Genomic DNA, 23,078 nt, shown 5'->3' with positions numbered 1-23,078 from the left:
GTGGCCAGAAAGACCGCAGGCCGCGTTGCAAATCCTCGCCGGGTGTCCAACCCGGCTGCGGTTTGCGCCTTGCCTGCAGCCTTTCTGGCCGACAACGCGACCCATTGGCGTAGTGTTAACAGGCCCTAGGCCGGCACCGCCTGCAGCGCCTCGCTGCTGCGCCGGCCCGCGGCGTCGAAGTGCAGCATCTCTCCCTGCGGGATCAGCTCCCAGCCCTGCGGGTCGCCCTCCAGCGGCTCCGAGGCCACCACCACGCCGGCCGCCGAGCGGTTGACGTAGAGCGTGGGTGCGCGCTTGTCGGTGGCATAGCGGAAGGCCCAGAGCTGGTCGCCATCGGCCAGCGCGGCCGAGAAGCGCAGCGGCTGCTGGATGTGCAGCAGCTGCATCATCGCCTGGGTCTCGCCGAGCACCTGGCTGGTGGCGCGCAGCGCGTCCAGCCCTTCCTCCATGCGCGCGATGATGAGCAGGAACAGCAGCTCGGAGTCGGTCGCGCCCTTGCGATGTTCGTAGAGGTGATCGGGGATGCGCGCCTCCATGCGCCGGCGCAGCTGGCCATAGCCGCCGATCTGGCCGTTGTGCATGAACAGATAGCGGCCGTAATGGAAGGGGTGGCAGTTCTGGCGCGCAATGCCGCCGCCGGTGGCCGCGCGCACATGCGCAAAGAACAGCCGGGAGCGCACATTGGCGCATAACGCCAGCAGGTTCTCGTCGGACCAGGCCGGCATCACCTCGCGGTAGACGCCCGGCGCCTCGCGCTCGCCATACCAGCCCACGCCGAAGCCATCGCCATTCGTCACCACCTTGGCTTCCTCGGCGCGCAGCGACTGTCGCACCAGCGAATGCCGGGGGGCGCATACCAACTCGTCCAGGAAGATCGGCGCGCCCAGGTAGGCCAGGAATCTACACATGCTTGTTTATGCTTGCGGCCATGAAAACCTGGCTCAATGATCTCTCAGTCCCATCGGCCGTGGCGGGATTTGTGGCGGTGCTGGTGGGCTTCACCAGCTCGGTGGCCATCGTATTCCAGGCGGCCCAGGCCCTGGGTGCTACTTCGTCACAGATCACCTCGTGGATGTGGGCCCTGGGCCTGGGCATGGGCATCACCAGCCTCGGGCTGTCGCTGTGGACGCGCCAGCCGGTGCTGACCGCCTGGTCCACGCCCGGCGCGGCGCTGCTGGCCGGCACCGCCGGCATCAGCATGCCCGAGGCCATCGGCGCCTTCATGGTGTGCGGCGCGCTGATCCTGCTGGCCGGCCTCACCAAGGCCTTCGAGCGCGTGATGGATCGCATCCCGGTGGCGGTGGCCTCGGCGCTGCTGGCCGGCGTGCTGGCGCGCTTCGGCCTGGACGCGGTGGCCAGCGTGAAGACCGCCCCCACGCTGGTGCTGGTGATGGCGGCCGTCTACCTGGCCGGGCGGCGCTGGTGGCCGCGCTATGCGGTGCCCGCCGTGCTGCTGGTCGGCGTGGCGGTGGCGGCGGGGCAGGGGCGTTTGCACATGAGCGAGGTGCCCGATTGGCATTCGGCCTGGGCCCAGCCGGTCTGGACCAGCCCGCGCTTCAGCATGGCGGCGCTGATCGGCGTGGCGCTGCCGCTCTTCCTCGTCACCATGGCCTCGCAGAACCTGCCCGGCGTGGCGGCCCAGCGCGCCTCCGGCTACCAGACCCCGATCTCGCCCAGCATCAGCACCACCGGCCTGGCGACCCTGCTGCTGGCCCCCTTTGGCGGCTATGCCTTCAACCTCGCGGCCATCACGGCGGCGATCTGCATGGGGCGCGAGGCGCACGAAGACCCGCGGCGCCGCTACACCGCTGCCGCCATGGCCGGCGTGTTCTACATCGCCCTGGGCCTGGCTGGTGGCGCGGTGGTGGGCCTGCTGGCGGCCTTCCCGCGCGAGCTGGTGGCGGCGGTGGCAGGTCTTGCCCTGCTGGGCACCATCGCCGGGGGCCTGGCCGCGGCGCTGAAGGAGGAAAAGCACCGCGATGCCGCCATCCTGACCTTTCTGGTCACGCTCTCGGGGGTGGCCATGCTGGGCATAGGCTCGGCCTTCTGGGGCGTGGTGGCGGGCACGGTTTCTCTTTTGGTGCAACACTTCCGAGCCAAGTAAATCATCCGCAGCCAGAGCCACCATGAAGATCCTGTTCGTCGCCGACCCGCTTGAATCCTTCAAGACCTACAAGGACACCACCTTCGCGATGATGCGCGAGGCCGCCAGGCGTGGCCATGAGCTGTGGGCCTGCGAGCCCGCCGACCTGGTCTGGCGCGCCGGTGGCCGGGTGGTGGCGCGCGCGGCGCGCGCCATCACGCTCACCGGCGATGCGCATGCCTGGTTCAGCGTGGTGGCCACCGCCGAGCTGGCGCTGGCCGATACCCAGGCCGTCATCATGCGCAAGGACCCGCCCTTCGACAGCGAGTATTTCTACGCCACCCATCTGCTGGGCCAGGCCGAGCGCGAGGGCGCGCGCGTCTTCAACAAGCCCGCGGCGCTGCGCGACCATCCGGAGAAGCTCGCCATCCTGGAGTTTCCGCAGTTCATCGCGCCCACCCTGGTGACGCGCAGCGAGGCCGCGATCCGCGCCTTCCATGCCGAGCAGGGCGACGTCATCCTGAAGCCCCTGGACGGCATGGGCGGCATGGGCATCTTCCGCGTGCCGGCCGATGGCCTCAACCTCGGCGCCATCATCGAGACCCTCAACAAGGGCGGCGCCGAAACCGTGATGGTGCAGCGCTACCTGCCCGCCATCAAGGAGGGCGACAAGCGCGTGCTGGTGATCGGGGGGCAGGTCGTGCCCTTCTGCCTGGCGCGCATTCCGCAGGGCGGCGAGGTGCGCGGCAACCTGGCGGCGGGCGGCAAGGGCGTGGCCCAGCCGATCAGCGCGCGCGACCGCGAGATCGCCGAAACCCTGGGCCCGATCCTGGCCGCGCGCGGCCTGCTGCTGGTGGGCCTGGACGTGATCGGCGACTGCCTCACCGAGATCAACGTCACCAGCCCCACCTGCTTCCAGGAGATCACCGACCAGACCGGCTTCGACGTGCCCAAGATGTTTGTCGACGCGCTGGAGCGCAGCCTCTGACGATGATCAGCCGCCTGACGGCCGCCCAGCTCAACGGCCTCACGGTGGCGCTGGGCGTGGCGCTGGTGCAGGCGCTGCTGAGCGCGGTGTTCGGCGCCGACGTGGGCCTGGCGGCGGCCGGCGGCGCGGTCTGCGCCAGCCTCACCGACGTGCCCAACCCGCCCCAGCGGGTGCTGCGGCGCTTGGTCCCCGCGGCCCTGCTGGGGGCGCTGGTGACGCTGGCCGTGGGCCTGCTGCGCGAGTCGCCGCCATTGATGACGGCGCTGATCGCGCTCACCGCCTTCGTCACGCTGATGACGATGGCCTGGGGGCCGCGCGCCGGGCCGCTCTCGTTCTCGGGCGTGCTGGCCCTGGTGTTCGCGATGGCCTGGGAAGACCCGCTGACGCGGCTGGAGGCGCTCCAGCATGCCGGCTGGGTGCTGCTGGGCGCCTCGCTCTATGCCTTGTGGGCGCGCAGCACCGCCTGGCTGCTGCGCCGCCGCTACCGCGACCTGGCGATTGCGGAGGCGATGCGCGCCTGCGCGCGCCGCCTGCATTCACGCGCCGCCCGCATCGCCGGCGAGGCGCTGGCCGAGGGCCCCAGCATGCGCGCCTCGATCCGCGACGACGTGGCGCTGGCCGACGCCTTGCAGGCCGCGCGCGATCAGGTGTTCGCCGCCCGGCCCTCGGTGCAGAGCCGCCGCCAGGTCGATCTGGTGTTAGGCCTGATCGAGCTGCGCGACCTGCTGCTGGCGAGCCGCCTGGACATCCCGCTGCTGGGCGAGGACGCGGCCGGCCTGGCCTGGCGCGCCGCCCTGGCCATCACCCTGCGCCAGCTGGCCGACGCGCTGGACGGCATGGCCGCCGCGGTGGGGCGAACAGGCGCCGCCTGCCCGGCGATCTCCGCGCAGGGCTGGCGCGACGAGCTGGCCGGGCGCCTGGCCGCCGTGCCCGCCGCAGCCGACCATGCGCGCCACCATCTGCTGGCGGCGCTGCAGTCGAGCCTGGGTCATATGCTGGACGACGTGGCGCAGATGGCCGAGCGCCTGGCCGGGCCCGACCGCGCCGCCACCCTGACGCCCGCGCAGCTGCAGCAGTTCGTCTCGCCCGAGGGCTGGCCGCTGGCGGCGCTGAAGACGCACTGGACCCTGCAGTCCGGCGTGCTGCGCCATGCGCTGCGCGGCACGCTGGCGCTCTCCTGCGCCTACGCGCTGGGCCTGGTGCTGCCCTGGGCGGCGCATCCGCACTGGCTGGTGCTGAGCGTGGCGGTGGTGCTGCGCGGCAATCTGGAGCAGACCCTCGCGCGCCGCAACGAACGCATCATCGGCACCGTGATCGGCTGCCTGCTGGTGCTGGCGCTGGCCCAGGTGCACAGCCATGCCCTGCTGGCCCTGGCCTTCATCGCCGCGGTGGGCACGGCCCATGCCTATGTGAACGTGCGCTACCGCGTGGCCGCCACGGCCGCCACCCTGATGGCCCTGCTGCAGCCGCTGCTGCTGGCGCCCGGCAGCAGCCCGGCGGTGGGCGAGCGGCTGGCAGACACGGTGCTGGGCGCGCTGCTGGCCTGGGCCTTCTGCTTCGTGCTGCCGGCCTGGGAGCGCCGCACCCTGGGCCGGCTGGCGCTGCAGCTGTGCGGCGCCCTGGCGCGCCACGCCGCCAATGTGCTGCGCTGGGCGCCCGGCGTGCATCAGCAGCAGGTGCAGCAGCAGCTGGCGCAGCGCCTGAGCCGCCAGCAGGCCTATGCCGCGCTGGCGGCGCTGGCCGCGGCCGGCCAGCGCACCCGCGTGGAGCCCGAGCATGTGCGCGTGCCCGATGCGCATGTCGAAGCGCTGCTGACGCATGGCTACCGCCTGATGGCCCTGCTGGGTGCCGTGCAGACCCTGCTGAACCGGCGCGCCGAGCGCCTGGACGAGGTCGAGGCCAGCCGGGCGCTGCAGCAGACCCTGCAGGCCTGCGTGGGCACGCTCAGGCTGGAGGCCCTGGCGGGGCAAGACCCGACCCCGCCGAAGCTGGAAACCACCGAGGACGATTGGCCCGAGCACCGCGCCGACGTCAGCCTCACCCCCTGGCTGCTGCGCCGCCTGCGCCTGTGCGAGCGCGAGGCGCATTGGCTGGCGAGCGCGGTGCGCCAGCTGCGCGCCGATTTGAACGCTGATCCGCGCGCCTGATCAGCGCGGCGCCAGCGCCCGCAGCACGTCGCGCCAGGTGACGATGCCCACCGGCTTGAGGTCCTCCACCACGATGGGCAGGCAGGAGATGCCATGCTCCAGGAACAGCCGGATCGCGTCGCCGACGGGGTCCTCGGGCCGCAGTGTCAGCGGCTTGCGGCTCATCACCTGGTGCACGCGCTTGTTGAGCGTGGCGAGGTCGCGCGTCGTCTCCACCATGGTGCCGACATAGGGGCTGATGGCGCGCAGCAGGTCGCGGTCGGAGACCACGCCGAACAAGCGCCCTTCCTCCACCACCAGCAGATGGTGGAAGCTGGAGCTATCAAAGATCTCCTTCACCGTGGCCAGGCTGTCGTCCAGCTCCACCGTCACCAGGTTGCTGGACATCAGGTCGTGCATGCGCGTCATCTTGTGCTGCTCCCCGCGCCATCCCGCGGCGCGGGCAGATTGTCGCGCGTCCGTTTATGCTGCGCCTCGCATCTTCACTGGAGTAGCCCCATGATCAAGACCCGTGCTGCGGTGGCCTGGAAGGCCGGCGCCCCATTGACCATCGAGACCCTGGAACTGGACGGCCCGCGCGAGGGCGAGGTGCTGGTGGAAGTGAAGGCCACCGGGGTCTGCCATACCGATTACTACACGCTCTCGGGTGCCGATCCCGAGGGCATCTTCCCCGCGGTGCTGGGCCACGAGGGCGCGGGCGTGGTGCTGGAGGTGGGCAAGGGCGTCGGCTGGCTCAAGCCCGGCGACCATGTGATCCCGCTCTACACGCCGGAGTGCCGGCAGTGCAAGTTCTGCCTCTCGCGCAAGACCAATCTCTGCCAGGCGATCCGCAGCACCCAGGGCAAGGGCCTGATGCCGGATGGCAGCGCGCGCTTCTCGTTGAACGGCCAGCCGGTGTTCCACTACATGGGCACCTCCACCTTCTCCAACCACATCGTCGTGCCCGGCATCGCGCTGGCCAAGATCCGCCCGGATGCGCCCTTCGACAAGGTCTGCTACATCGGTTGTGGCGTCACCACCGGCGTGGGCGCGGTGCTGTTCAGCGCCAAGGTGGAGGCGGGTGCGAACGTGGTGGTGTTCGGCCTGGGCGGCATCGGCCTGAACGTGATCCAGGGCGCCAAGATGGTGGGCGCCGACAAGATCATCGGCGTGGACCTGAACCCGGGCCGCGAGGCGCTGGCGCGCCAGTTCGGCATGACCCACTTCATCAACCCCAAGGAGGTGGCGAACGTGGTGGACGAGATTGTGCAGCTCACCGACGGCGGCGCCGACTACAGCTTCGAATGCATTGGCAACACCAAGGTGATGCGCGATGCGCTCGAGTGCACCCACAAGGGCTGGGGCCGCAGCATCATCATCGGCGTGGCCGAGGCCGGCGCCGAGATCAGCACGCGGCCCTTCCAGCTCGTGACCGGCCGCAAGTGGGAGGGTTCGGCCTTCGGCGGCGCGCGCGGCCGCACCGATGTGCCCAAGATCGTCGACTGGTACATGGACGGCAAGCTCAAGATCGACGAGCTCATCACCCACAAGCTGCCGCTGGAACGCATCAACGAGGCCTTCGAGCTGATGAAGCGCGGCGAATCCATCCGCACCGTGGTGGAGTTCTGAGATGGCGGCCGAGCTGCTCAGCGAGCACGCCTGCTTTGGCGGCCGGCAGCGTTTTCTGCGCCATGCCTCGGCCGAAATCGGCCTGCCGATGCGCTACGCGCTCTACCTGCCGCCGCGGCCGCGCGCGCTGCTGCTGTATCTGGCCGGCCTCACCTGCACCGAGGAGACCTTTGCCATCAAGGCCGGGGCCCAGCGCCTGGCGGCCGAGCTGGGCCTGGCCCTGTTGATGCCCGACACCAGCCCGCGCGGCGCGCAAGCCGCCGGCGAGGATGCGGCCTGGGACTTCGGCGTCGGCGCCGGCTTCTACCTCGACGCCACCCAGCAGCCCTGGGCCAGGCACTGGCGCATGGAAAGCTATCTGATGCGCGAACTGCTGCCGCAGGTGCAGGCCGAGCTGGGCCTGGGGCCCGAGCGCAGCGGCATCTTCGGCCACTCGATGGGCGGCCATGGCGCGCTCACCCTGGCGCTGCGCCACCCGGGCGCGTTCCGCTCACTTTCAGCGTTCGCGCCGATCTGCGCGCCCATGCAATGCCCCTGGGGGCACAAGGCGTTCGGCGGCTACCTGGGCGCCGATCGCAGCGCCTGGGCGGCGCACGATGCCAGCGCCCTGATGGCGGCGCTGCCGGCCGCGCCCTATCCGGGCGGCATCCTGATCGACCAGGGCTTGAGCGACAAGTTCCTCGCCGAGCAACTCCATCCGGAAGCCTTCGAGGCCGCCTGCGCCGCGGTGGGTCAGCCGCTGCGCCTGCGCCGCCATGCCGGCTACGACCACGGTTACTACTTCATCGCCAGCTTCGTGGACGAGCATTTGCGCCACCACGCGGCCCAGCTGCTGCCCTGAGCCAGCCTCACTCCAGGCGGCGCACGCGTGCCGTCTCGTTGGAGCCTTCGAACTCCATCATGAAGGAGCCCATCGCGGCGCGGCGTACCTGCACCTTGGGGCTCTTCAGGCGCAACACCGCCGAGCTGCCGTCGATCACCATCCAGGCCTGGCCATTGGCCAGGCGGATCACGCTCTTCGGACCCCAGCCGTCGAAGGGGCCATCGATGCGGCTTTCCACCGCATCGGCCTCGGTCTTGAGCTGGCGCCGCTCCAGACCGAAGGTGTCGGCCTTGGGCTCAGCCGGGGCCGCCGCCTTGGGCGCAGCGGCCGCCGGCGCAGCTGCCGCGGGCGTTGCCAGAGCGATGCCGTCATAACAAGCCAAGCGTGCGTCCTTGTCGGCGATGCCGCGGCAGCGCTGCAGCTCGGACTGCTGCGCACAAGCCGTGCCGGATGCGAGGGCCAGGGCGATCATCAGGGCGTTTTTCATCTGCGGGGCATGTCGGGTTGGCGATGCCCGGCAGCATAACGCCGAAGCGTCGGCTTAAGCGTCGGCTTACTTGCTCAGCAGGGCCACGGCGCCGTTGCCGGTGGGCGAATCGGGATCGCTGAAATGCACGGCAAAGGCGAACAGTTGCTCGCTGGCGTTGTCGTTGTTGCAGTCGATGGCGCGCACGGCGCGCTTCAGCGCATGGTGGTAGCCGCGCGGGCCGGCGCTGGTGTCGACGCGGCCGACGCTGCCGCCCTTGAGGCGGAACTGCACGCGCACGGTGCCCTCTTGCTCGACGCGCGACCAGGCGGTGGAGAGCGCCTCCTGCAATTCGACGGCGGCCGCCGGGCAGACGCTGAGCACGTCGGTGCGGGCCATCTCGAAGGCCTTGTTGCCGGTGACTTCAACGCGCTTCAGGTCCTGCGTGCCGCCGCTGTCGGCGCTGGCAAGGCCGGTGAAGAAGGTCATGGCGGTGGCGGCCAGCAGGCTGGATGCGAGGGTGGTGTTGCGATTCATGATGACTCCGTTGCTGAGGGTTGAGGCGGCGGTCTGCCGGCTGTTGAGCCGTCCAATGTCCGCGCTCAATTCAGATTAGGCAGAGGGCCCGGCGCGACCAAGCCGGAGTCGACCAAGCAGCGGATTGCGCGGACGGTTTGCCGGATTCCAGCGACGAACGGAGTTGGGGTGCCAGCGCGGCCTAGGGGCGGGCCCGCATGACTTCTTTCCGGGGTCAGGTCTTGCCTGGCGGCGCGTGCATGACCATGGTCATGGCGGTGCTGTGCCGGGTCGGCCGACCGAGGGGGCGGGCGGCACGGATGACCTTTGGCATGCGTTCTTAGCGCGTCTGCTGGTGGCCGGCCGCGGCCTTGTAGCGCCGCACCAGCGCGTCGATCTCGGCCGGATCGATCACGTCCTCCAGCCGCTTGAAGCCGGCGGGCGCGCGCTCCTCGACCAGATCGAGGATGGCGTCCAGCCCCTCCTGGCGGTTCATCTCGACGATGCGCGCGCACATCGGCAGGCGCTGTGCCTCGTAGGCGTCGAGCGCCGCTTCCGGCGTGGCGCCCTGCTGCAGGGCCTGGGCCAGGCAGTCGGCATCGAGGATGGCCTGGGTGGCGCCGTTGGAGCCGATCGGGTACATCGGGTGCGCCGCGTCGCCCAGCAGGGTGATGCGGCCATGACGCCAGCGCGGCAGGGGGTCGCGGTCCACCATCGGCCATTCCAGCAGCTGGGTGGCGCTGCGTATCAGGGCCGGCACGTCCAGCCAGTCGAAATGCCAGCTGCCGAAGGTGGGCAGCAGGTCGTCCAGCGAGCCGGGCTTGCTCCAGTCCTCGCGGCTGGGGGCGCTGAGGCCGCCGCCAAAGCCGTCCTCGCGCAGCCGGCGGTCGCAGATCCAGTTGATCAGCTGCAAGCCGTCGTCGGCCACCGGGGCGATCGGGTAGACCACGAACTTGGCGCGCCGGTGGCCGGCCTGCACCATGGTGCGGCCGTCCAGGAAGGGGCGTGCAAGGCTGGTGCCGCGCCACATCATCATGCCGTTCCAGCGCGGCGCGCCCTCGTCGGGATAGAACTGGCGGCGCAGCGCCGAATGGATGCCATCGGCGCCGATCAGCAGATCGGCGCTCAATTCGCTGTGGCTGCCGTCGCTGGCCTGCAGCTGCGCCACCACGCGCTCGCCCTCGGTGCGCGCGGCCAGCACGCGTTGCCCGCTCAGCAGCCTGGCCTCGCCCAGACGCTCTGCCGCCTCGCGCCACAGCAGCAGTTGCAGCTCGCCGCGGTGGATGCTCAGCTGCGGATGGCTGTAGCCGCCGCCCAGCCCGCGCGCATCGCGGTAGATGGCCTGGCCATGGCGGTTCGCGAACACCAGGGCCGAGGTCGGCACCGCCATCGCCTGCAGCGCCGGCAGCAGACCCAGGCCGTCCAGCACCGCCACCGCATGCGGCAGCAGGTTGATGCCCACGCCCAGCGGCTTGAGCTGCGGCGTGGCCTCGCAGACGCGCACGCGGTGGCCGCGCGCCTGCAGGGCCAGGGCGGCGGTGAGGCCACCGATGCCGCCGCCGGCGATCAGGATGTCCAGGGCTTTGTCTTGCATGGCTGTTCTCGGTTTTGCTTGATCTGGGATAAGGGTAAGCGAGATTGTTGCGCTATGCAACGATATTTATCCTGAAGCCATGAGCAAGACGGCAAGTTCCCAAGCGCAGGTTCCCGAGGGGCTGCTCCTGCCCGTGCCCGGGCTCGACTACGGCGTGCTGGACGAGCTGCTGGGCTATGCCCTGCGGCGCGCGCAGAACGCGCTCTACCTGGACTTCTACCGCGCCACCGAGGGGCTGGACGTGAGCCCGCAGCGCTTTGCCGCACTGGTGCTGGTGGCCCGCAATCCCGGCATGCGCCAGGGCCTGCTGGCCCAGGCGATGGGGCTGCACCGCAGCGGCGCGCTGCGCCTGACCGATTGGCTGACCGAGCAGGGCTGGGCGGAGCGGCGCGACGATCCCAGCGACGCACGCTCCTGGGGCCTGCACCTGACCGCGCATGGCCGCCGCACCCTGGCCAAGCTGGAGCAGCTGGTGCGCGCCCACGACCAGGCCCTGTTGCAGGGCCTGGGCGAGCGCGGCAGCGCCTTGAAGGCCGATCTCGAGCGGCTGGCCTGGGTGGCCACCGCGGCGGCCCAACCGATTCCACCCGCCAAGCCGACCAAAACCGACAGGAGACCCAAGCCATGACCAAGCACTTTTCGATGCATCGACGCGAACTCACGCTGGGCCTGGCGGCCTTGCTGGCCGGGCCATTGGCGCGCGCCCAGGGCGCCCTGCCGCGCATCCTGGTGGGCTTCCCGGCCGGCGGCTCCGTGGACACGACCGCGCGCCGCGTCGCCGAGGCCTGGCGCGGCCGCATGGCCGAATCGGTGCTGGTGGAGCAGAAGGTGGGCGCCGGCGGCCGCCTGGCGATTGCGGCGCTCAAGGACGCGGCGCCCGATGGCATGACGCTGCTGCTGAGCCCCTCGTCGATGTTCACCATCTACCCGCATGCCTATCGCAAGCTGGCCTACAAGCCGGAGTCCGATGTGGTGCCGGTGGGCCCGCTGGCGCATTCCACCTGCGGCTTTGGCGTCGGTCCGATGGTGCCGGCCGCCGTCAAGACGCTGGCCCAGTTTGCCGACTGGGCGCGGGCGAATGCACAGAGCGCCGCCTATGCCTCGCCGGCCGCGGGCGCGATGCCGCATTTCCTGGGCAACCAGTTCGAGCGCGCCGCCGGCATCAAGCTGACCCATGTGCCGTACCGCGGCGCCGCGCCCGGCATGCAGGACCTGATGGGCGGCCAGATCGCCTCGGGCTGTTTCAGCATCGGCGACTTCCTGCCGCATCTGGCCTCGGGCCGGGTGCGCCTGCTGGGCGTGACCGACACGCGCCGTTCGCGTTTCGCGCCCGAGGTGCCGACCTTCGAGGAGCAGGGCTTCAAGGGCATCGAGGGCGTGGAGAGCTATGGCTTGTTCCTGCCGGCCAAGGCGGCGCCGGCCACCGTCGACCGCATCGCCGACCTGGTGCGCGCGGCGCTGCGCGAGACCGCGGTGGTGGAGGGCCTGGCCAAGCTCGGCTTCGAACCCTTCTCGCTGAGCGCGCCCGAATATGCGCGCCGCCTCGCGGCCGAGCGCGCGCAATGGGGGCCCATCGTCAAGGCCTCAGGCTTTTCCTCCGACGACTGAAAGAAAAGCGGCCGAAACGGGTGGGGCGGCCGCGTCGGGGACAATCGGCCCCATGGCAGTCCTCTCAATTAGCAACGCCCATCTCGCATTCGGCCATGTCGCCCTGCTGGATGGCGCCAACTTCTCACTCGAAATCGGTGAGCGCGTCGGCCTGATCGGCCGCAACGGCACGGGCAAGTCCTCGCTGCTGAAAATCCTCGCCGGCCTGGAGAAGCTCGACGATGGCCTGCTGCAGCTGCAGCAGGGCCTCACCAGCGTCTACGTGCCGCAGGAGCCCGAGCTGCGTGCCGATGCCACCATCTTCGAGGTGGTGAGCGAGGGCGTGGCCGAGGCCAAGGCGCTGCGCGCGCGCTACGAGATCCACGACGAGAACGACGACCTCGCCTGGGTGCAGGAACGCATCGAGCACATCGGTGCCTGGAACTGGGAACAGCGCGTCGACGAGACCCTGCAGCGCCTGGGCCTGGATGGCTCGCGCCTGGTGGGCGCGCTCTCGGGCGGACTGAAGAAGCGCGTCGCCCTGGGCCGCGCCCTGGTGGCACAGCCCGACGTGCTGCTGCTGGACGAGCCCACCAACCACCTGGACCTGGACGCCATCACCTGGCTGGAGGAGTTGCTCAACAACTTCAAGGGTTCGCTGCTGCTGATCACCCACGACCGCGCCTTCCTCGACAACGTCGCCAACCGCATCGTCGAGCTGGACCGCGGCCAGCTGCGCGGCTACCCCGGCAACTTCGCGGCCTTCACCGCCGCCAAGGAATACGAGCTACAGAACGAGGCGCTCTTCAACGCCCGCTTCGACAAGCTGCTGGCGCAGGAAGAGGTGTGGATACGCAAGGGCGTGGAAGCGCGCCGTACGCGCAGCGTGGCGCGCATCCAGCGCCTGGAGGCGATGCGCCTGGCGCATGCGGCGCGCCGCGATGTGCAGGGCAAGGTCAAGCTGGACATCGACACCGGCGGCGCCAGCGGCAAGATCGTGGCCGAGCTGGAGAATGTGTTCAAGAGCTATGGCGATCGCACCATCGTGCGCGACTTCACCGCCACCATCCTGCGCGGCGACAAGGTCGGCCTGGTGGGCCCCAACGGCGCCGGCAAGACCACGCTGCTGAAACTGATCCTGGGCGAGCTGGCACCCGACAGCGGCGAGGTGCGCCAGGGCTCGCGCCTCTCGGTGGCCTATTTCGACCAGATGCGCGACACGCTCAATCTGGACGCGACCCTGGCCGACACCATCAGCCCCGGCAGCGAGTGGATCGAGATCGGCAGCCAGAAGAAGCATGTGAAGAGCTATCTGGGCGACTTCCTGTTCTCGCCCGCGCGCGCCAACTCGCCGGTGAAGAGCCTCTCCGGCGGCGAACGCAACCGCCTGCTGCTGGCGCGCCTGTTCGCGCGCCCCGCCAATGTGCTGGTGCTCGACGAGCCCACCAACGACCTCGACATCGAGACCCTGGAGCTGCTGGAAGAGCTGCTGGCCGAGTACGACGGCACCGTCTTCCTGGTCAGCCATGACCGGCGTTTCCTCGACAACGTCGTCACCTCCACCATCGTCAGCGAGGGCGACGGGCGCTGGCGCGAGTACGAGGGCGGGGTGCAGGACTGGCTGCTGCAATCCAAGCGTGCCGCGGCGCTGCAAGCCAAGCAGGCGCCGGCGCCCGCACCGGCCCCCGCGCCTGCACCGGCTGTGGCAGCGGCCCCGGCGGCGCCGAAGCGCAAGCTCAGCTACAAGGAGCAGCGCGAGCTGGACGAGTTGCCCGCACGCATCGAGGCGCTGGAGACCGAGCAGGCCCAGGTGGCCGCCCTGCTGGCCGGCACCGAGCTCTACACCCAGGGTGCCGCGCGCCTGGCCGAGATGACGGCGCGCGCCAGCCAGATCGAGGACGAGCTGATGGGCTTGCTGGAGCGCTGGGAAGCGCTCGGCGCGCGCTGAGGCCTAGCGCCTCTCGCGCAGCTGCTGCAGCAGGCGCCAGAAGCGCGCGTCCTGCGAGGTGGCGAAGTTGATGCGCATCAGCGTGCCGGCGCGGCGCGTCGGGCTGAACAGCAGGCCCGGCGCGATCAGCCAGCCGGCATCCAGCATGCGCTGCGCCAGGCGCTCGGTGTCCATGCCCACCTCCAGCCAGCCGAACAGGCCCTGCGGCGGGGTCACGAATTCGCAGCCGGCCTCCTCGGCCAGGCGCACCACGCGCTGGCGCGCCGCATCCAGCCGGGTGATGACGCGCTCGGCGTGGCGGCGCAGCTGGCCCTGCTCCAGGCAGATCGCCACCGCGCGGTCCATCATCGGGCTGGTGGTGAGGGTGGAGAGCAGTTTCAGCTCGGTGAGCTGGTGCACCTTGTCGGCGCTGGCCGCCACATAGCCGACGCGCCAGGCCGGCGTGAGGATCTTGGAAAAGCCCGACACATAGAGCGTGCGCTTGAGCCCGTCCAGGGCCGAGAGCCGCGGCGCATGGTTGGGCGCCAGGAAGGCATAGGTGTCGTCCTCCACGATCATCAGGTCGGCCGCCTCGGCAAGCTTGAGGATCTGGTGCGCGCTGGCCAGCGAGAGGCTGTGGCCGGTGGGGTTGTGCAGCACCGAGACCGTCACATACATGCGCGGCCGGTGCTCCTCGATGAGGCGCGCCATCACGTCCAGATCGGGGCCCTGCTGGCCGCGCGGCACCGGCAGCAGGCGCATGCCCGCCTGCGACAGGCGTGCGTACTCGATCGCCCAGCCGGGGTCGTCCACCAGCACCGCATCGCCGGGGCTCAGCAGGCTGCGCGTGATCAGGTCCAGCGCATGGGTGGCGCCCACGGTGCTGACGATCTGCTCGGGCGCGGCATGCACGCCGATGTCCTCCAGCCGGCGCGCCAGCGCGGCGCGCAGGCGCGGGTCGCCGCCGGGCTCGCCGTACTGCAGGGCCAGCTGGTCGGGCTCCTCGCTCTGGCTGACGACGCGGCGCATCGCGCTCTGCAACATCGGCAGGTCCAGCCAGTCGCCCGGCAGGGTGCCCAGGCCCGGCGCATGGCGCGCGTCGGCCTGGAACATGCCGCGTATCAGGGCCGAGGCGTCGATCGGTGCGTTGCCCGCCGGGCTGGGGGCGGGCTGCTTGGCGTGCGGGCGCGCATCGCGCAGATCGCGCACGAAGAAGCCGCGCTGCTTGCGCGCCTCCAGCATGCCCGAGGCCAGCAGCTGGTCGTAGGCCGCCACCACCGTGTAGGGGCTCACGCCATGGTGGCGCGCGCATTCGCGCACCGAGGGCAGGCGCGCGCCCGGCAGCAGCAGGCGCTGCTGGATGCGTTCGGCAAAGCGCAGCGCCAGCTGCTGGGCCAGCGGGGTGCTGGCATCGCGCGAGAGGGGTGAGGCGGCGGCGCTGTGGCTCATGGTGGGCTCTCCGGCAATGAACGAACAACAATTCAGCAGCCAAGTGTACTGGTGCTGTATTGCTCCGGCGTCCTGCCGGCGCCCCCTCAGGGGCAGCCGCGCGGGCTGGCCTGGGCGCCGCTGCTGAGCTTTTGCAGCTGCAGCAGGGCCAGCACCTGGCCGCTGGCGCTGCGCAGCTCCAGCTGCAGGCGCGGCGTGCCGTCGCTGCTGGGCGCCAAGGCCTGCACGGTGCCCATCGCCAGCACCGGCTGGATCAGGCCGGCATCCAGGTAGCCGCCGAAGAAGGCGGCCGCGCCGCTGCCCGGCTGGCCCCATTCACCGCTATAGCTCAGGCGTGGGCAGCCGCCCTCCAGCTTGAGCTCGTTGCCCTCGAAGCTCAGCACGAATTCGGGGTTGCTGGCGCTGCTGGCGTACAGCACCTTGGCGGTGCCGGGGTGGTCGGGCGAGACGCCGCTGCTACCGGGCGGCAGGCCGCAGGCCAGCTGGTCGGCCCAGGGGGCGCTGCACAGGGGGGCCGACTTGGCACCCGCCAGGGCCAGATAGCCGTGCGATTCGGTGGTCAGGCCCGAGCCTCCCGTGCCCGGCCCGCAGGCGCTCAGCAGCAGGCCCAGCAGGCCGGCGAGCAGATGGTTGGGCTTCATGGCTTCTCTCCCTCATTCATGGGTTCTGCATAGAAATAGACGCCGAAGCGGGCCCGTTGGTTCTTCTGTGCCGCTTCGGCATGCTGGGCGTCGTCATTGAAACGGTCCTGGGCTTCCTGCATCACCAGCTTGAAAGCCTGGCGCCAGGCCTGACGCGAGACCTGGTGCAGCCGCGCCACCGAGGCCGGCGTGAGTTCGTCCACGAAGATGGATTGCTCCAGGAACTTGTCCTCGCCCAGCAGGTTGGCGGTGCCCGCCGAGAGCGCATCGCGCAGGTTGTCGGCGCACAGCCAGGCCAGTTCCTCCATGCCCTGGCGGGGCGTGAACTCCTCGGCCAGCAGACGTATGCCTTCCGGCTCTTCGGCCACGCCGCCCAGGCGCAGCAATTCGTCCAGCACCGCGCGCGGCCGCACATCGCTGCTGACACGGGTGACGAGGGCGTCGAAGCTGTCGTCGCCGGCGCTGCGCGGCAGCAGCTTGGGGCGGCCCTGGGCGTCCAGGAAGGGGGCGTCGTTGAGCCAGCGGCCCACCACCTCGGCCGCCAGGCTGAGCGGGCGGAAGGCCTCGGCATCGGCGGCCTTGACCTCGGCGGGGCGCGTCAGGTTGCGCACATCGCGCCGGTGCACGCCCGACAGCAGGCTCACCGCGCTATCGGTCTGCGGCATGCCGCGCTCCTTCAGTTCCTGCTGCGCGGCGGCCAGGAATTCGGTCTTCAAGGCCTGGGCGAAGGCCGGGTAGGCGACGCCGCTCTTGATCAGCATGCGTGCCAGCGGCCGCACGACCTTGAGGCTGAACTCCAGCGCCAATGTGGCCGCGGACTTCATGCGCGGCTCCGCCCGGCGCGGCCTGCGCTCCTGCGTGGGTTGGTGTTCACTGCCTGTGGCATGGCGGCTGGGCCTCGTCTGGGTCTGGGGTCTGGCCTTGCGGCACGGCCGGCATTGTCAACCGGTTGACGTGGACTTTGATGTGTGGAATATTATCCCACATCGCACTCAAACGGAGGAGGAAAGCGATGACGAAAGTGAAAGCAAGCAACAACAGCGCAATGCGCGTGATGCTGATGGCGGGGCTGGTGGCGGCGGGGCTGAGCGCCTGCGGCGGCGGTGGCAGCGAGACCGCCAAGCCGCTGGCCCTGCAGGGCACGGCGGCCGTGGGGCTGGCGGTGGCGGGCGGCCAGGTGCGCGCCAAATGCCTGAAGGGCGAGGGCACGACCAGCACCGCGGCGGACGGCAGCTACAAGCTGAGCATTCCCGCGGGCGAGCTGCCCTGCGCCCTGGAGCTCACCCATGCCAGCAGCGGCCTGCAGCTGCGCTCGCTGGCGGTGCCCGGCGGCAACGGCGAAATGGCCAACCTGACCCTGCTGACCGAGATGGTCACGACCAGACTGGCGCGGCGCGATGCCGCGGCCTACTTCGTCGGCTTCGATGCCGCGGCCGGCAAGGCCCTCAGCGTCGACAAGGTCAAGCTGGCCCAGGCCGATGTGAGCAAGCTGCTGGCGCCCACCACCGAGATCCGCAACCTGGGAGATTTCCTCGGCACGCCGCTGAAGGCCGCCACGTCCGCCAACCCCAACCAGGGCGATGCGCAGGACAAGCTGCTGGACGCCCTGCACATGCGGCTCAGCAAGGCCCGCCAAGTGCAGTTGCTGGGCGTGCTGGCGAATGCCGCCGATCCGGTGGACCCGGCGCCGTTCCTCCCCTGGATCACGGTGGAGCCGCAGGCCGTGAGCATGCTGGCCGGCGCCAGCCAGACCCTGATGGCCGACCTCAACTACCCGCCCAATGTGGTCTATGTGCGCCAGCCGGTGAAGTGGGCGCTGCAGGAGGCCAGTGGTGGCGCGGTCGAGGCACTCAACGGCCGCTATACCGCGCCGATGGCCAACGGTGTCTACCATGTGCGCGCCACGCGCGAGGATTTCGGCAGCGTGAGCGCCGATGTCACGGTGACGGTGGGTCAGTTGCTGAGCCTGGACCAGCGCAGCATCTCGGGCGTCAAGAAGGCGCGCAATGCGGCGGTGCTCGATCAGGCCGCCTGGGCCGAGCTGTGGAACCAGCATGTGGCCGGCAACTCGCCGGCACCGGCCCTGCCGGCGGTGGACTTCGGCACCCAGATGGTGGTGGCGGTGTTCCTGGGTGAGCGAGCCAACGGCTGTGCCAGCGTGGCGATCAGCGGGGTTGCGTCGAACGGCGCGGCGCTGCAGGTGGCGTACCAGGAAGGCAAGCCGCCGGCCGACAACGTGAGCTGCACGCAGGTGGTCAGCGCCCCGGCGCACCTGGTCAGGCTGCCCAGGTCGGCGCTGCCGGTGGAGTTCGTGTTGAAGCCCTGACCGGCTGTGCTGGTCAGCATGCCAATACAGAAAAGCTGGCTGATCGGCTGACTGTATTGGCTATGTACTGCATCCGGCCATAGACTGGCCGGATGCCTTCGCAGCCCCAAGCCCTCCCATCCACGGCCTCCAGCGCGCCCGCCGATCTGCGCCGCGGCCTGGCCCTGGGGGCGCTGGGGGTGTTCATCTTTGCGCTGAGCATCCCGATGACGCGCCTGGCCAGCGGCAGCGTCGAGGCGCCGCAACTGCCGCCCGAGTTCGTGGCGCTGGGGCGTGCGGCGCTGGCGGGGCTGCTGTCCATCGCCTATCTGCGCTGGACCGGGGCGCCGCGCCCGCAGGGGCGCCAATGGGCGCTGCTGGCCTTCACCGCCCTGGGCGTGGTGTTCGGCTGGCCGCTGCTGCTGGGTTATGCGGTGCGCCAGGTCGATGCCGTGCATGCCTCGGTGATCTCGGGCGTGCTGCCGCTGGCCACTGCGGTGATCGCGGCCCTGGCGTTGCGCCAGCGCCCCAGCCTGGGTTTCTGGGCCTGCGCGGTGGCCGGTCTGGCCCTGGTGCTGGGCTTTGCCTGGTGGCGCGGCGCGGCCGGCTTGCAGACGGCCGACCTGCTGCTGCTGGGCGCGGTGCTGAGCGCCGCGGCCGGCTATGTCAGCGGCGCCCAGCTGAGTGCGGCCATCAAGCCCGAGCAGGTGATCAGCTGGGTGCTGGTGCTGAGCCTGCCGCTGACGCTGCCCGCAGCCTGGCTGTTCTGGCCCGCGCAGCCGATCCGCGCGGCGGCCTGGGGCGGCTTTCTGTACGTGGCGCTGTTTTCGATGTGGCTGGGCTTCTTTGCCTGGTACCGGGCGCTGGCGCTGGGTGGCGCGGTGCGCGTCAGCCAGGTGCAGGTGCTGCAACCCTTTCTGTCCATGCTGCTGGCCGTGCCGATCCTGGGCGAGGCGCTGGATGGCGTGACTCTGCTGTTTGCGCTGGCGGTGATTGCCGTGGTCTGGCTTGGCAAGCGCATGCCCGTGCACGCGCTCGCGCGGGAGGCGCGATGAGGCTGCTGGGTGTGCTGGGCGGCATGAGCTGGGAATCCAGCGCGCATCTGTACGCGCTGCTGAACCGCGGCGTGGCCACGCGCCTGGGCGGGCTGCACAGCGCCCCGGTGCTGATGCACAGCGTGGATTTCGCCGACATCGAGGCGCGCCAGCGCGCCGGCGACTGGGTCGGTGCCGCTGCCCTGCTGGGCGCGGCCGGGGCGGGCCTGAAGGCGGCCGGCGCTGAAGGCCTGCTGCTGGCCACCAACACCATGCATCGCGTGGCCGACGCGATCGAGGCCGCGGCCGGCCTGCCGCTGCTGCATATCGTCGATGCCACCGCGCTGGCGCTGCGCGCGCAGGGCATCCGGCGCGCCGGGCTGCTGGCCACGCGCTACACCATGGAGCCGGGCTCCTTCTATCACCTGCGCATGCAGCGCCACGGCATCGAGCTGCTGACGCCCGCGGCGGCGCAGGCGGACGAGGTGAACCGCATCATCTATGAGCAGCTGTGCCGCGGCCAGATCCTGCCGGCCTCGCGCCAGCTCTACCTGGATGCCGTGCGGGCGCTGGCCGGGCGCGGTGCGCAGGCGGTGATCCTGGGCTGCACCGAGATCGGCCTGCTGCTGGACGCCAGCGCGCAGCCGCTCAGCCCGCTGCCATTTTTCGACAGCACCGCACTGCAGGCGCAGGCGGCGGTGGATTGGATCTGTACCCCCGGTGGTACAACGACGGATTGATTTGCAGGAGACACAAGCAATGAGCACCATCTGGACCCAGGCGCGCCGCGCCGCGCGCATGAACCCGTCCATCATTCGCGAGATTCTCAAGGTCACCGAGAAGCCCGGCATCCTCTCGATGGCCGGCGGCCTGCCCTCGGCCGACACCTTCCCGGTGGAGGCGCTGAAGGCCGCTTGCGACAAGGTGCTGAGCGAGAACGCCAAGGAGGCCTTGCAGTACGCCGCCAGCGAGGGCTTTGCGCCGCTGCGCGAATGGGTGGCCAAGCGCGTGGCCTCGCTGGGCATGCAGGTCGACCCGGACCAGGTGCTGATCACCAGCGGCTCACAGCAGGGCCTGGACCTGGTGGGCAAGATCCTGTGCGACGCCGGCGCGCCGGTGGCGGTGGAAACGCCCACCTATCTGGGCGCGCTGCAGGCCTTCACGCCCTACGAGCCGATCTTCACCAGCCTGGCCAGCGACGAGCAGGGCCCCCTGCCCGAGGCCTTTGCCAAGCTGCCGCATGACGCGCCGGGCACGCGCTTCGCCTATCTGCTGCCGAACTACCAGAACCCCACCGGCCGCGTCATGAGCCTGGAGCGCCGCCAGGCCGTGATGGCCGCGGCCAAGGCGGCCGGCGTGCCCATCGTGGAAGACAACCCCTATGGCGACCTCTGGTTCGACGAGCCGCCGCTGCCCTCGCTCTCCTCGATGTGGCCCGAGGGTTCCATCTACCTGGGCTCCTTCTCCAAGGTGCTGACGCCGGGCTTCCGGCTCGGTTACATCATCGCCCCCAAGGAGCTCTACCCGAAGCTGCTGCAGGCCAAGCAGGCGGCCGATCTGCACACGCCGGGCTTCAACCAGCGCGTGGTCTATGAGGTCATCAAGAACGGCTTCCTGGACGAGCATGTGCCCAAGATCCGTGCCCGCTACAAGGCGAATCGCGATGCCATGGCCACGGCGCTGAAACAGCATCTGCCGGCGGGCTGCGAATGGCAGAGTCCCAAGGGCGGCATGTTCTTCTGGATCCGCCTGCCGGCCGGCCTCGACGCCATGGCCCTGCTGCCGCAGGCGGTGGAGGCGAACATCGCCTATGTGCCGGGCGCCGCCTTCTACGCCAGCGCGCCGGACCCGCGCGCGCTGCGCCTCTCCTTCGTGACGCTGACGCCCGAGCTGATCGCCGAGGGCGTGGAAATCCTCGGCCGCGTGCTGCACGAGGCGCTGGAAACGCAGGTCGAGCCGACGCCCTGAGGGCCGCTGCTCAAGCTAGCAGCAGGAAGTGATCGGCCAGCAGGAGGCCGAATAGCGCGAACAGGTAGGCGATGGAGAAGCGGAAGCTCATCATCGCCTGCAGCTTGTCGCGCCGCAGCCGGTAGTTCCATTGCAGGTAGCGCGCGCCGATCAGCAGCGCGCCCAGCAGATAGGGCCAGCCGCTCATGCCGATGGCCCAGGGCAGCAGGCTGGTGAACACCAGCGCCCAGGTGTACTGCAGGATGCGCCGGCTGGTATGCGAGACGCCATGCGTGACCGGCAGCATCGGCACGGCGGCGCGCGCGTAGTCCTCGCGCCGGTGGATCGCCAGGGCCCAGAAATGCGCCGGCGTCCAGATGAAGATGATGAGGAAGAGCAGCAGGGCGCCCGGTTCGAGCTGCCCCTGCACCGCCACCCAGCCCAGCAGCGGCGGCGCGGCGCCCGCGGCACCGCCGATGACGATGTTCTGCGGCGTCGCATGTTTCAGATACAGGCTGTAGATGCCGGCATAGCCGATCAGCGAGCCCAGCGTGAGCGCGGCGCACAGCGGGTTGGTGTAGGCCATCAGCAGGGCCATGCCGGCGCTCCCCAGCAGCAGCGCGTAGGCCAGCACCTGGGGCGCGCCGAGGCTGCCGGTGGGCAGGGGGCGGCCGCGCGTACGTGCCATCAAGGCGTCGATGCGCCGGTCCACCAGGTGATTGACGGCGGCGGCGGCACTCGCCACCAGGGCGATGCCCAGATTGCCGAACAGCAGCACCTGCCAGTCCGGCAGGCCGGGGCGAGCCAGCAGCATGCCCACCAGCACGGTGAAGCTCATCAGCGCCACCACGCGCGGCTTGCCGAGTTCGAAGTAGCTGCGCCAGAGCGGCCGGCGTGCGCCGGCGAGATCCAGGCTGAGGCTGGAGTCGTTGCTCATGTCATTTGAAATAGAAGCTGCGCATCTGGTGCACCCAGCTGGCCTCGCTGAACATCAGCCCGATCAACACCGCCAGCACCAGCGGCGGCAGCAGGATGGCGTAGATGAGCGCCAGCCGTTCCCAGGCCATGTGCATGAAGACGGCGACGATGAGCCCGGCCTTGAGCGCCATGAAGGCGAGGATCAAGCTCCAGCGCAGCAGGCCATGGAGCTGGAAATAGTCCACCAGATAGGACATGGTGCTGAGCACGAACAACAGGCCCCAGACCTTGAAATACAGGGCGATCGGAGGCTGCTGGTGCTCTTGACTGCTTGCATGCATGGCTGACCTCACCACAGGTAGAAGAGCGCGAAGATGAAGACCCAGACCAGGTCCACGAAGTGCCAGTAGAGGCCGGCGATCTCGACGATCTGGTAGTTGGGCCCGCCCGGCCCATGCTCGTAGCGACCCTGCTGCACGCGCCGCGCCACGACGGCCAGGTAGATCACCCCGGCCGAGACATGCAGGCCGTGGAAGCCGGTGATCATGAAGAAGCAGGCACCGAACTGGGCCGCCCCCATCGGATTGGCCCAGGGCCTTACACCCTCGTGGATCAGCTTGGTCCACTCGAAGGCCTGCATGCCCACGAAGGTAGCGCCCAGCAGGGCGGTGGCCAGCATCAGCGCCGCGGCCGCGCCGCGCTGGCGCCGGTAGGCGCAGTTCACCGCCATCGCCATGGTGCCGCTGCTGCTGATCAGCACGAAGGTCATGATGGCAATCAGCAGCAGCGGCACCGGTTGGCCGGCGATCTGCAGCGAGAACACCTCGCTGGGATTGGGCCAGGGCACGGTGGTGCTGTTGCGCACCGCCATATAGCCGGTGAGGAAGCAGCTGAACACAAAGGTGTCGCTGAGCAGGAAGATCCACATCATGGCCTTGCCCCAGGGCACCTGGAAGGCCTGCTGGTCGGCTGCCCAGTCCTCGACGAGGCCGCGCCAGCCTGGGGCGCTGCTGCCGGTGGTGGAGCTGGCGGTCATGGGGGGCTC

General features: G+C 70.1%; 23 protein-coding genes. 12 read left to right on the top strand and 11 right to left on the bottom strand.

Annotation, left to right across the window (positions count from 1 at the left end; genetic code table 11):
* Window positions 1-125: 125 nt before the first annotated feature.
* Entirely contained in the window at window positions 126-908 is a 783-nt protein-coding gene (locus AC3WQY_RS21740) for a class II glutamine amidotransferase (RefSeq protein ID WP_285234902.1), read from the bottom strand.
* 20 nt (window positions 909-928) lie between these two features.
* Between AC3WQY_RS21740 and AC3WQY_RS21735 the strand changes: the two genes are divergently transcribed.
* Genes AC3WQY_RS21735 through AC3WQY_RS21725 form a run of 3 tightly spaced genes read left to right on the top strand, consistent with a single transcriptional unit; the run spans window position 929 to window position 5,218 of the window.
* Window positions 929-2,104, top strand: a complete 1,176-nt coding sequence (locus AC3WQY_RS21735; RefSeq protein WP_492710654.1) for a benzoate/H(+) symporter BenE family transporter — start codon at window positions 929-931, stop codon at window positions 2,102-2,104.
* 22 nt (window positions 2,105-2,126) lie between these two features.
* Window positions 2,127-3,071, top strand: a complete 945-nt coding sequence (gshB, locus tag AC3WQY_RS21730) for a glutathione synthase (protein WP_285234904.1) — start codon at window positions 2,127-2,129, stop codon at window positions 3,069-3,071.
* A gap of 2 nt (window positions 3,072-3,073) precedes the next feature.
* Window positions 3,074-5,218, top strand: a complete 2,145-nt coding sequence (locus AC3WQY_RS21725; RefSeq protein WP_492710652.1) for an FUSC family protein — start codon at window positions 3,074-3,076, stop codon at window positions 5,216-5,218.
* Here the strand turns inward: AC3WQY_RS21725 and AC3WQY_RS21720 are convergent, their stop codons facing one another.
* The gene (locus tag AC3WQY_RS21720; protein WP_285234906.1) at window positions 5,219-5,626 is read right to left on the bottom strand and encodes a CBS domain-containing protein; all 408 of its coding nucleotides are present in this window, start codon (window positions 5,624-5,626) and stop codon (window positions 5,219-5,221) included. It lies immediately after the preceding gene.
* A gap of 93 nt (window positions 5,627-5,719) precedes the next feature.
* Between AC3WQY_RS21720 and AC3WQY_RS21715 the strand changes: the two genes are divergently transcribed.
* Both AC3WQY_RS21715 and fghA read left to right on the top strand, forming a co-directional pair.
* The gene (locus AC3WQY_RS21715; RefSeq protein ID WP_492710657.1) at window positions 5,720-6,826 is read left to right on the top strand and encodes an S-(hydroxymethyl)glutathione dehydrogenase/class III alcohol dehydrogenase; all 1,107 of its coding nucleotides are present in this window, start codon (window positions 5,720-5,722) and stop codon (window positions 6,824-6,826) included.
* A gap of 1 nt (window position 6,827) precedes the next feature.
* The gene (gene fghA, locus AC3WQY_RS21710; protein ID WP_492710650.1) at window positions 6,828-7,667 is read left to right on the top strand and encodes an S-formylglutathione hydrolase; all 840 of its coding nucleotides are present in this window, start codon (window positions 6,828-6,830) and stop codon (window positions 7,665-7,667) included.
* A gap of 7 nt (window positions 7,668-7,674) precedes the next feature.
* Here fghA and AC3WQY_RS21705 read toward each other — a convergent pair whose 3' ends face one another.
* From AC3WQY_RS21705 to AC3WQY_RS21695, 3 genes are all read right to left on the bottom strand, one after another.
* On the bottom strand, window positions 7,675-8,136 hold the full coding sequence (locus tag AC3WQY_RS21705; RefSeq protein WP_492710648.1) for a hypothetical protein: 462 nt from the start codon (window positions 8,134-8,136) through the stop codon (window positions 7,675-7,677).
* Between the two features lie 66 nt (window positions 8,137-8,202).
* Window positions 8,203-8,652, bottom strand: coding sequence for a hypothetical protein (locus AC3WQY_RS21700; RefSeq protein WP_285234909.1), 450 nt, complete (start codon window positions 8,650-8,652; stop codon window positions 8,203-8,205).
* A gap of 319 nt (window positions 8,653-8,971) precedes the next feature.
* On the bottom strand, window positions 8,972-10,225 hold the full coding sequence (locus tag AC3WQY_RS21695) for a flavin-dependent oxidoreductase (protein WP_492710646.1): 1,254 nt from the start codon (window positions 10,223-10,225) through the stop codon (window positions 8,972-8,974).
* Between the two features lie 79 nt (window positions 10,226-10,304).
* On the opposite strand from AC3WQY_RS21695, the gene AC3WQY_RS21690 reads away from it, so the two are divergent.
* Genes AC3WQY_RS21690 through AC3WQY_RS21680 form a run of 3 tightly spaced genes read left to right on the top strand, consistent with a single transcriptional unit; the run spans window position 10,305 to window position 13,760 of the window.
* Window positions 10,305-10,853 carry a MarR family winged helix-turn-helix transcriptional regulator gene (locus tag AC3WQY_RS21690; protein WP_285234911.1) on the top strand — a complete coding sequence of 183 codons (549 nt, stop codon included), beginning with the start codon at window positions 10,305-10,307 and terminating at the stop codon, window positions 10,851-10,853.
* A complete protein-coding gene (locus AC3WQY_RS21685; protein ID WP_492710644.1) occupies window positions 10,850-11,833 on the top strand; it encodes a Bug family tripartite tricarboxylate transporter substrate binding protein in 984 nt (327 codons plus the stop codon). Before AC3WQY_RS21690 ends, AC3WQY_RS21685 begins: the two co-directional genes overlap by 4 nt.
* 52 nt (window positions 11,834-11,885) lie before the next feature.
* Window positions 11,886-13,760, top strand: coding sequence for an ATP-binding cassette domain-containing protein (locus AC3WQY_RS21680; protein ID WP_492710643.1), 1,875 nt, complete (start codon window positions 11,886-11,888; stop codon window positions 13,758-13,760).
* 3 nt (window positions 13,761-13,763) lie between these two features.
* On the opposite strand, the gene AC3WQY_RS21675 is transcribed toward AC3WQY_RS21680, so the two are convergent.
* From AC3WQY_RS21675 to AC3WQY_RS21665, 3 genes are all read right to left on the bottom strand, one after another.
* Window positions 13,764-15,188: an aminotransferase-like domain-containing protein gene (locus tag AC3WQY_RS21675; protein WP_285234914.1), complete on the bottom strand. Its 1,425-nt coding sequence runs from the start codon at window positions 15,186-15,188 to the stop codon at window positions 13,764-13,766.
* Between the two features lie 86 nt (window positions 15,189-15,274).
* Window positions 15,275-15,829, bottom strand: a complete 555-nt coding sequence (locus tag AC3WQY_RS21670; RefSeq protein ID WP_285234915.1) for a hypothetical protein — start codon at window positions 15,827-15,829, stop codon at window positions 15,275-15,277.
* A complete protein-coding gene (locus AC3WQY_RS21665; RefSeq protein WP_492710642.1) occupies window positions 15,826-16,653 on the bottom strand; it encodes a DUF6502 family protein in 828 nt (275 codons plus the stop codon). Before AC3WQY_RS21665 ends, AC3WQY_RS21670 begins: the two co-directional genes overlap by 4 nt.
* A gap of 188 nt (window positions 16,654-16,841) precedes the next feature.
* Here AC3WQY_RS21665 and AC3WQY_RS21660 point away from each other — a divergent pair, with 188 nt between their 5' ends.
* From AC3WQY_RS21660 to AC3WQY_RS21645, 4 genes are all read left to right on the top strand, one after another.
* On the top strand, window positions 16,842-18,155 hold the full coding sequence (locus AC3WQY_RS21660; protein WP_492710640.1) for a hypothetical protein: 1,314 nt from the start codon (window positions 16,842-16,844) through the stop codon (window positions 18,153-18,155).
* A 92-nt stretch (window positions 18,156-18,247) separates the two neighbouring features.
* Window positions 18,248-19,189, top strand: a complete 942-nt coding sequence (locus AC3WQY_RS21655; protein ID WP_492710638.1) for a DMT family transporter — start codon at window positions 18,248-18,250, stop codon at window positions 19,187-19,189.
* The gene (locus AC3WQY_RS21650) at window positions 19,186-19,908 is read left to right on the top strand and encodes an aspartate/glutamate racemase family protein (protein WP_492710637.1); all 723 of its coding nucleotides are present in this window, start codon (window positions 19,186-19,188) and stop codon (window positions 19,906-19,908) included. Before AC3WQY_RS21655 ends, AC3WQY_RS21650 begins: the two co-directional genes overlap by 4 nt.
* 19 nt (window positions 19,909-19,927) lie before the next feature.
* Window positions 19,928-21,136 carry an aminotransferase-like domain-containing protein gene (locus AC3WQY_RS21645; protein ID WP_492710636.1) on the top strand — a complete coding sequence of 403 codons (1,209 nt, stop codon included), beginning with the start codon at window positions 19,928-19,930 and terminating at the stop codon, window positions 21,134-21,136.
* Window positions 21,137-21,146: 10 nt separating this feature from the next.
* Here AC3WQY_RS21645 and cyoE read toward each other — a convergent pair whose 3' ends face one another.
* The 3 genes from cyoE to AC3WQY_RS21630 are packed head-to-tail and all read right to left on the bottom strand — an operon-like array spanning window position 21,147 to window position 23,069.
* Window positions 21,147-22,052 carry a heme o synthase gene (gene cyoE / locus AC3WQY_RS21640; RefSeq protein ID WP_285234921.1) on the bottom strand — a complete coding sequence of 302 codons (906 nt, stop codon included), beginning with the start codon at window positions 22,050-22,052 and terminating at the stop codon, window positions 21,147-21,149.
* 1 nt (window position 22,053) lies between these two features.
* Complete coding sequence (locus tag AC3WQY_RS21635; protein ID WP_492710634.1) at window positions 22,054-22,374, bottom strand: cytochrome C oxidase subunit IV family protein; 321 nt, start codon at window positions 22,372-22,374, stop codon at window positions 22,054-22,056.
* Window positions 22,375-22,382: 8 nt separating this feature from the next.
* A complete protein-coding gene (locus tag AC3WQY_RS21630; protein WP_285234923.1) occupies window positions 22,383-23,069 on the bottom strand; it encodes a heme-copper oxidase subunit III family protein in 687 nt (228 codons plus the stop codon).
* Between the last annotated feature and the right edge of the window lie 9 nt (window positions 23,070-23,078).

The sequence above is a fragment of the Roseateles sp. FW301-B2 genome (genome assembly GCF_058788955.1).
The sequence above is the reverse complement of the archived record's forward strand: the minus strand, read 5'-3'. Positions and strand labels throughout refer to the sequence as shown.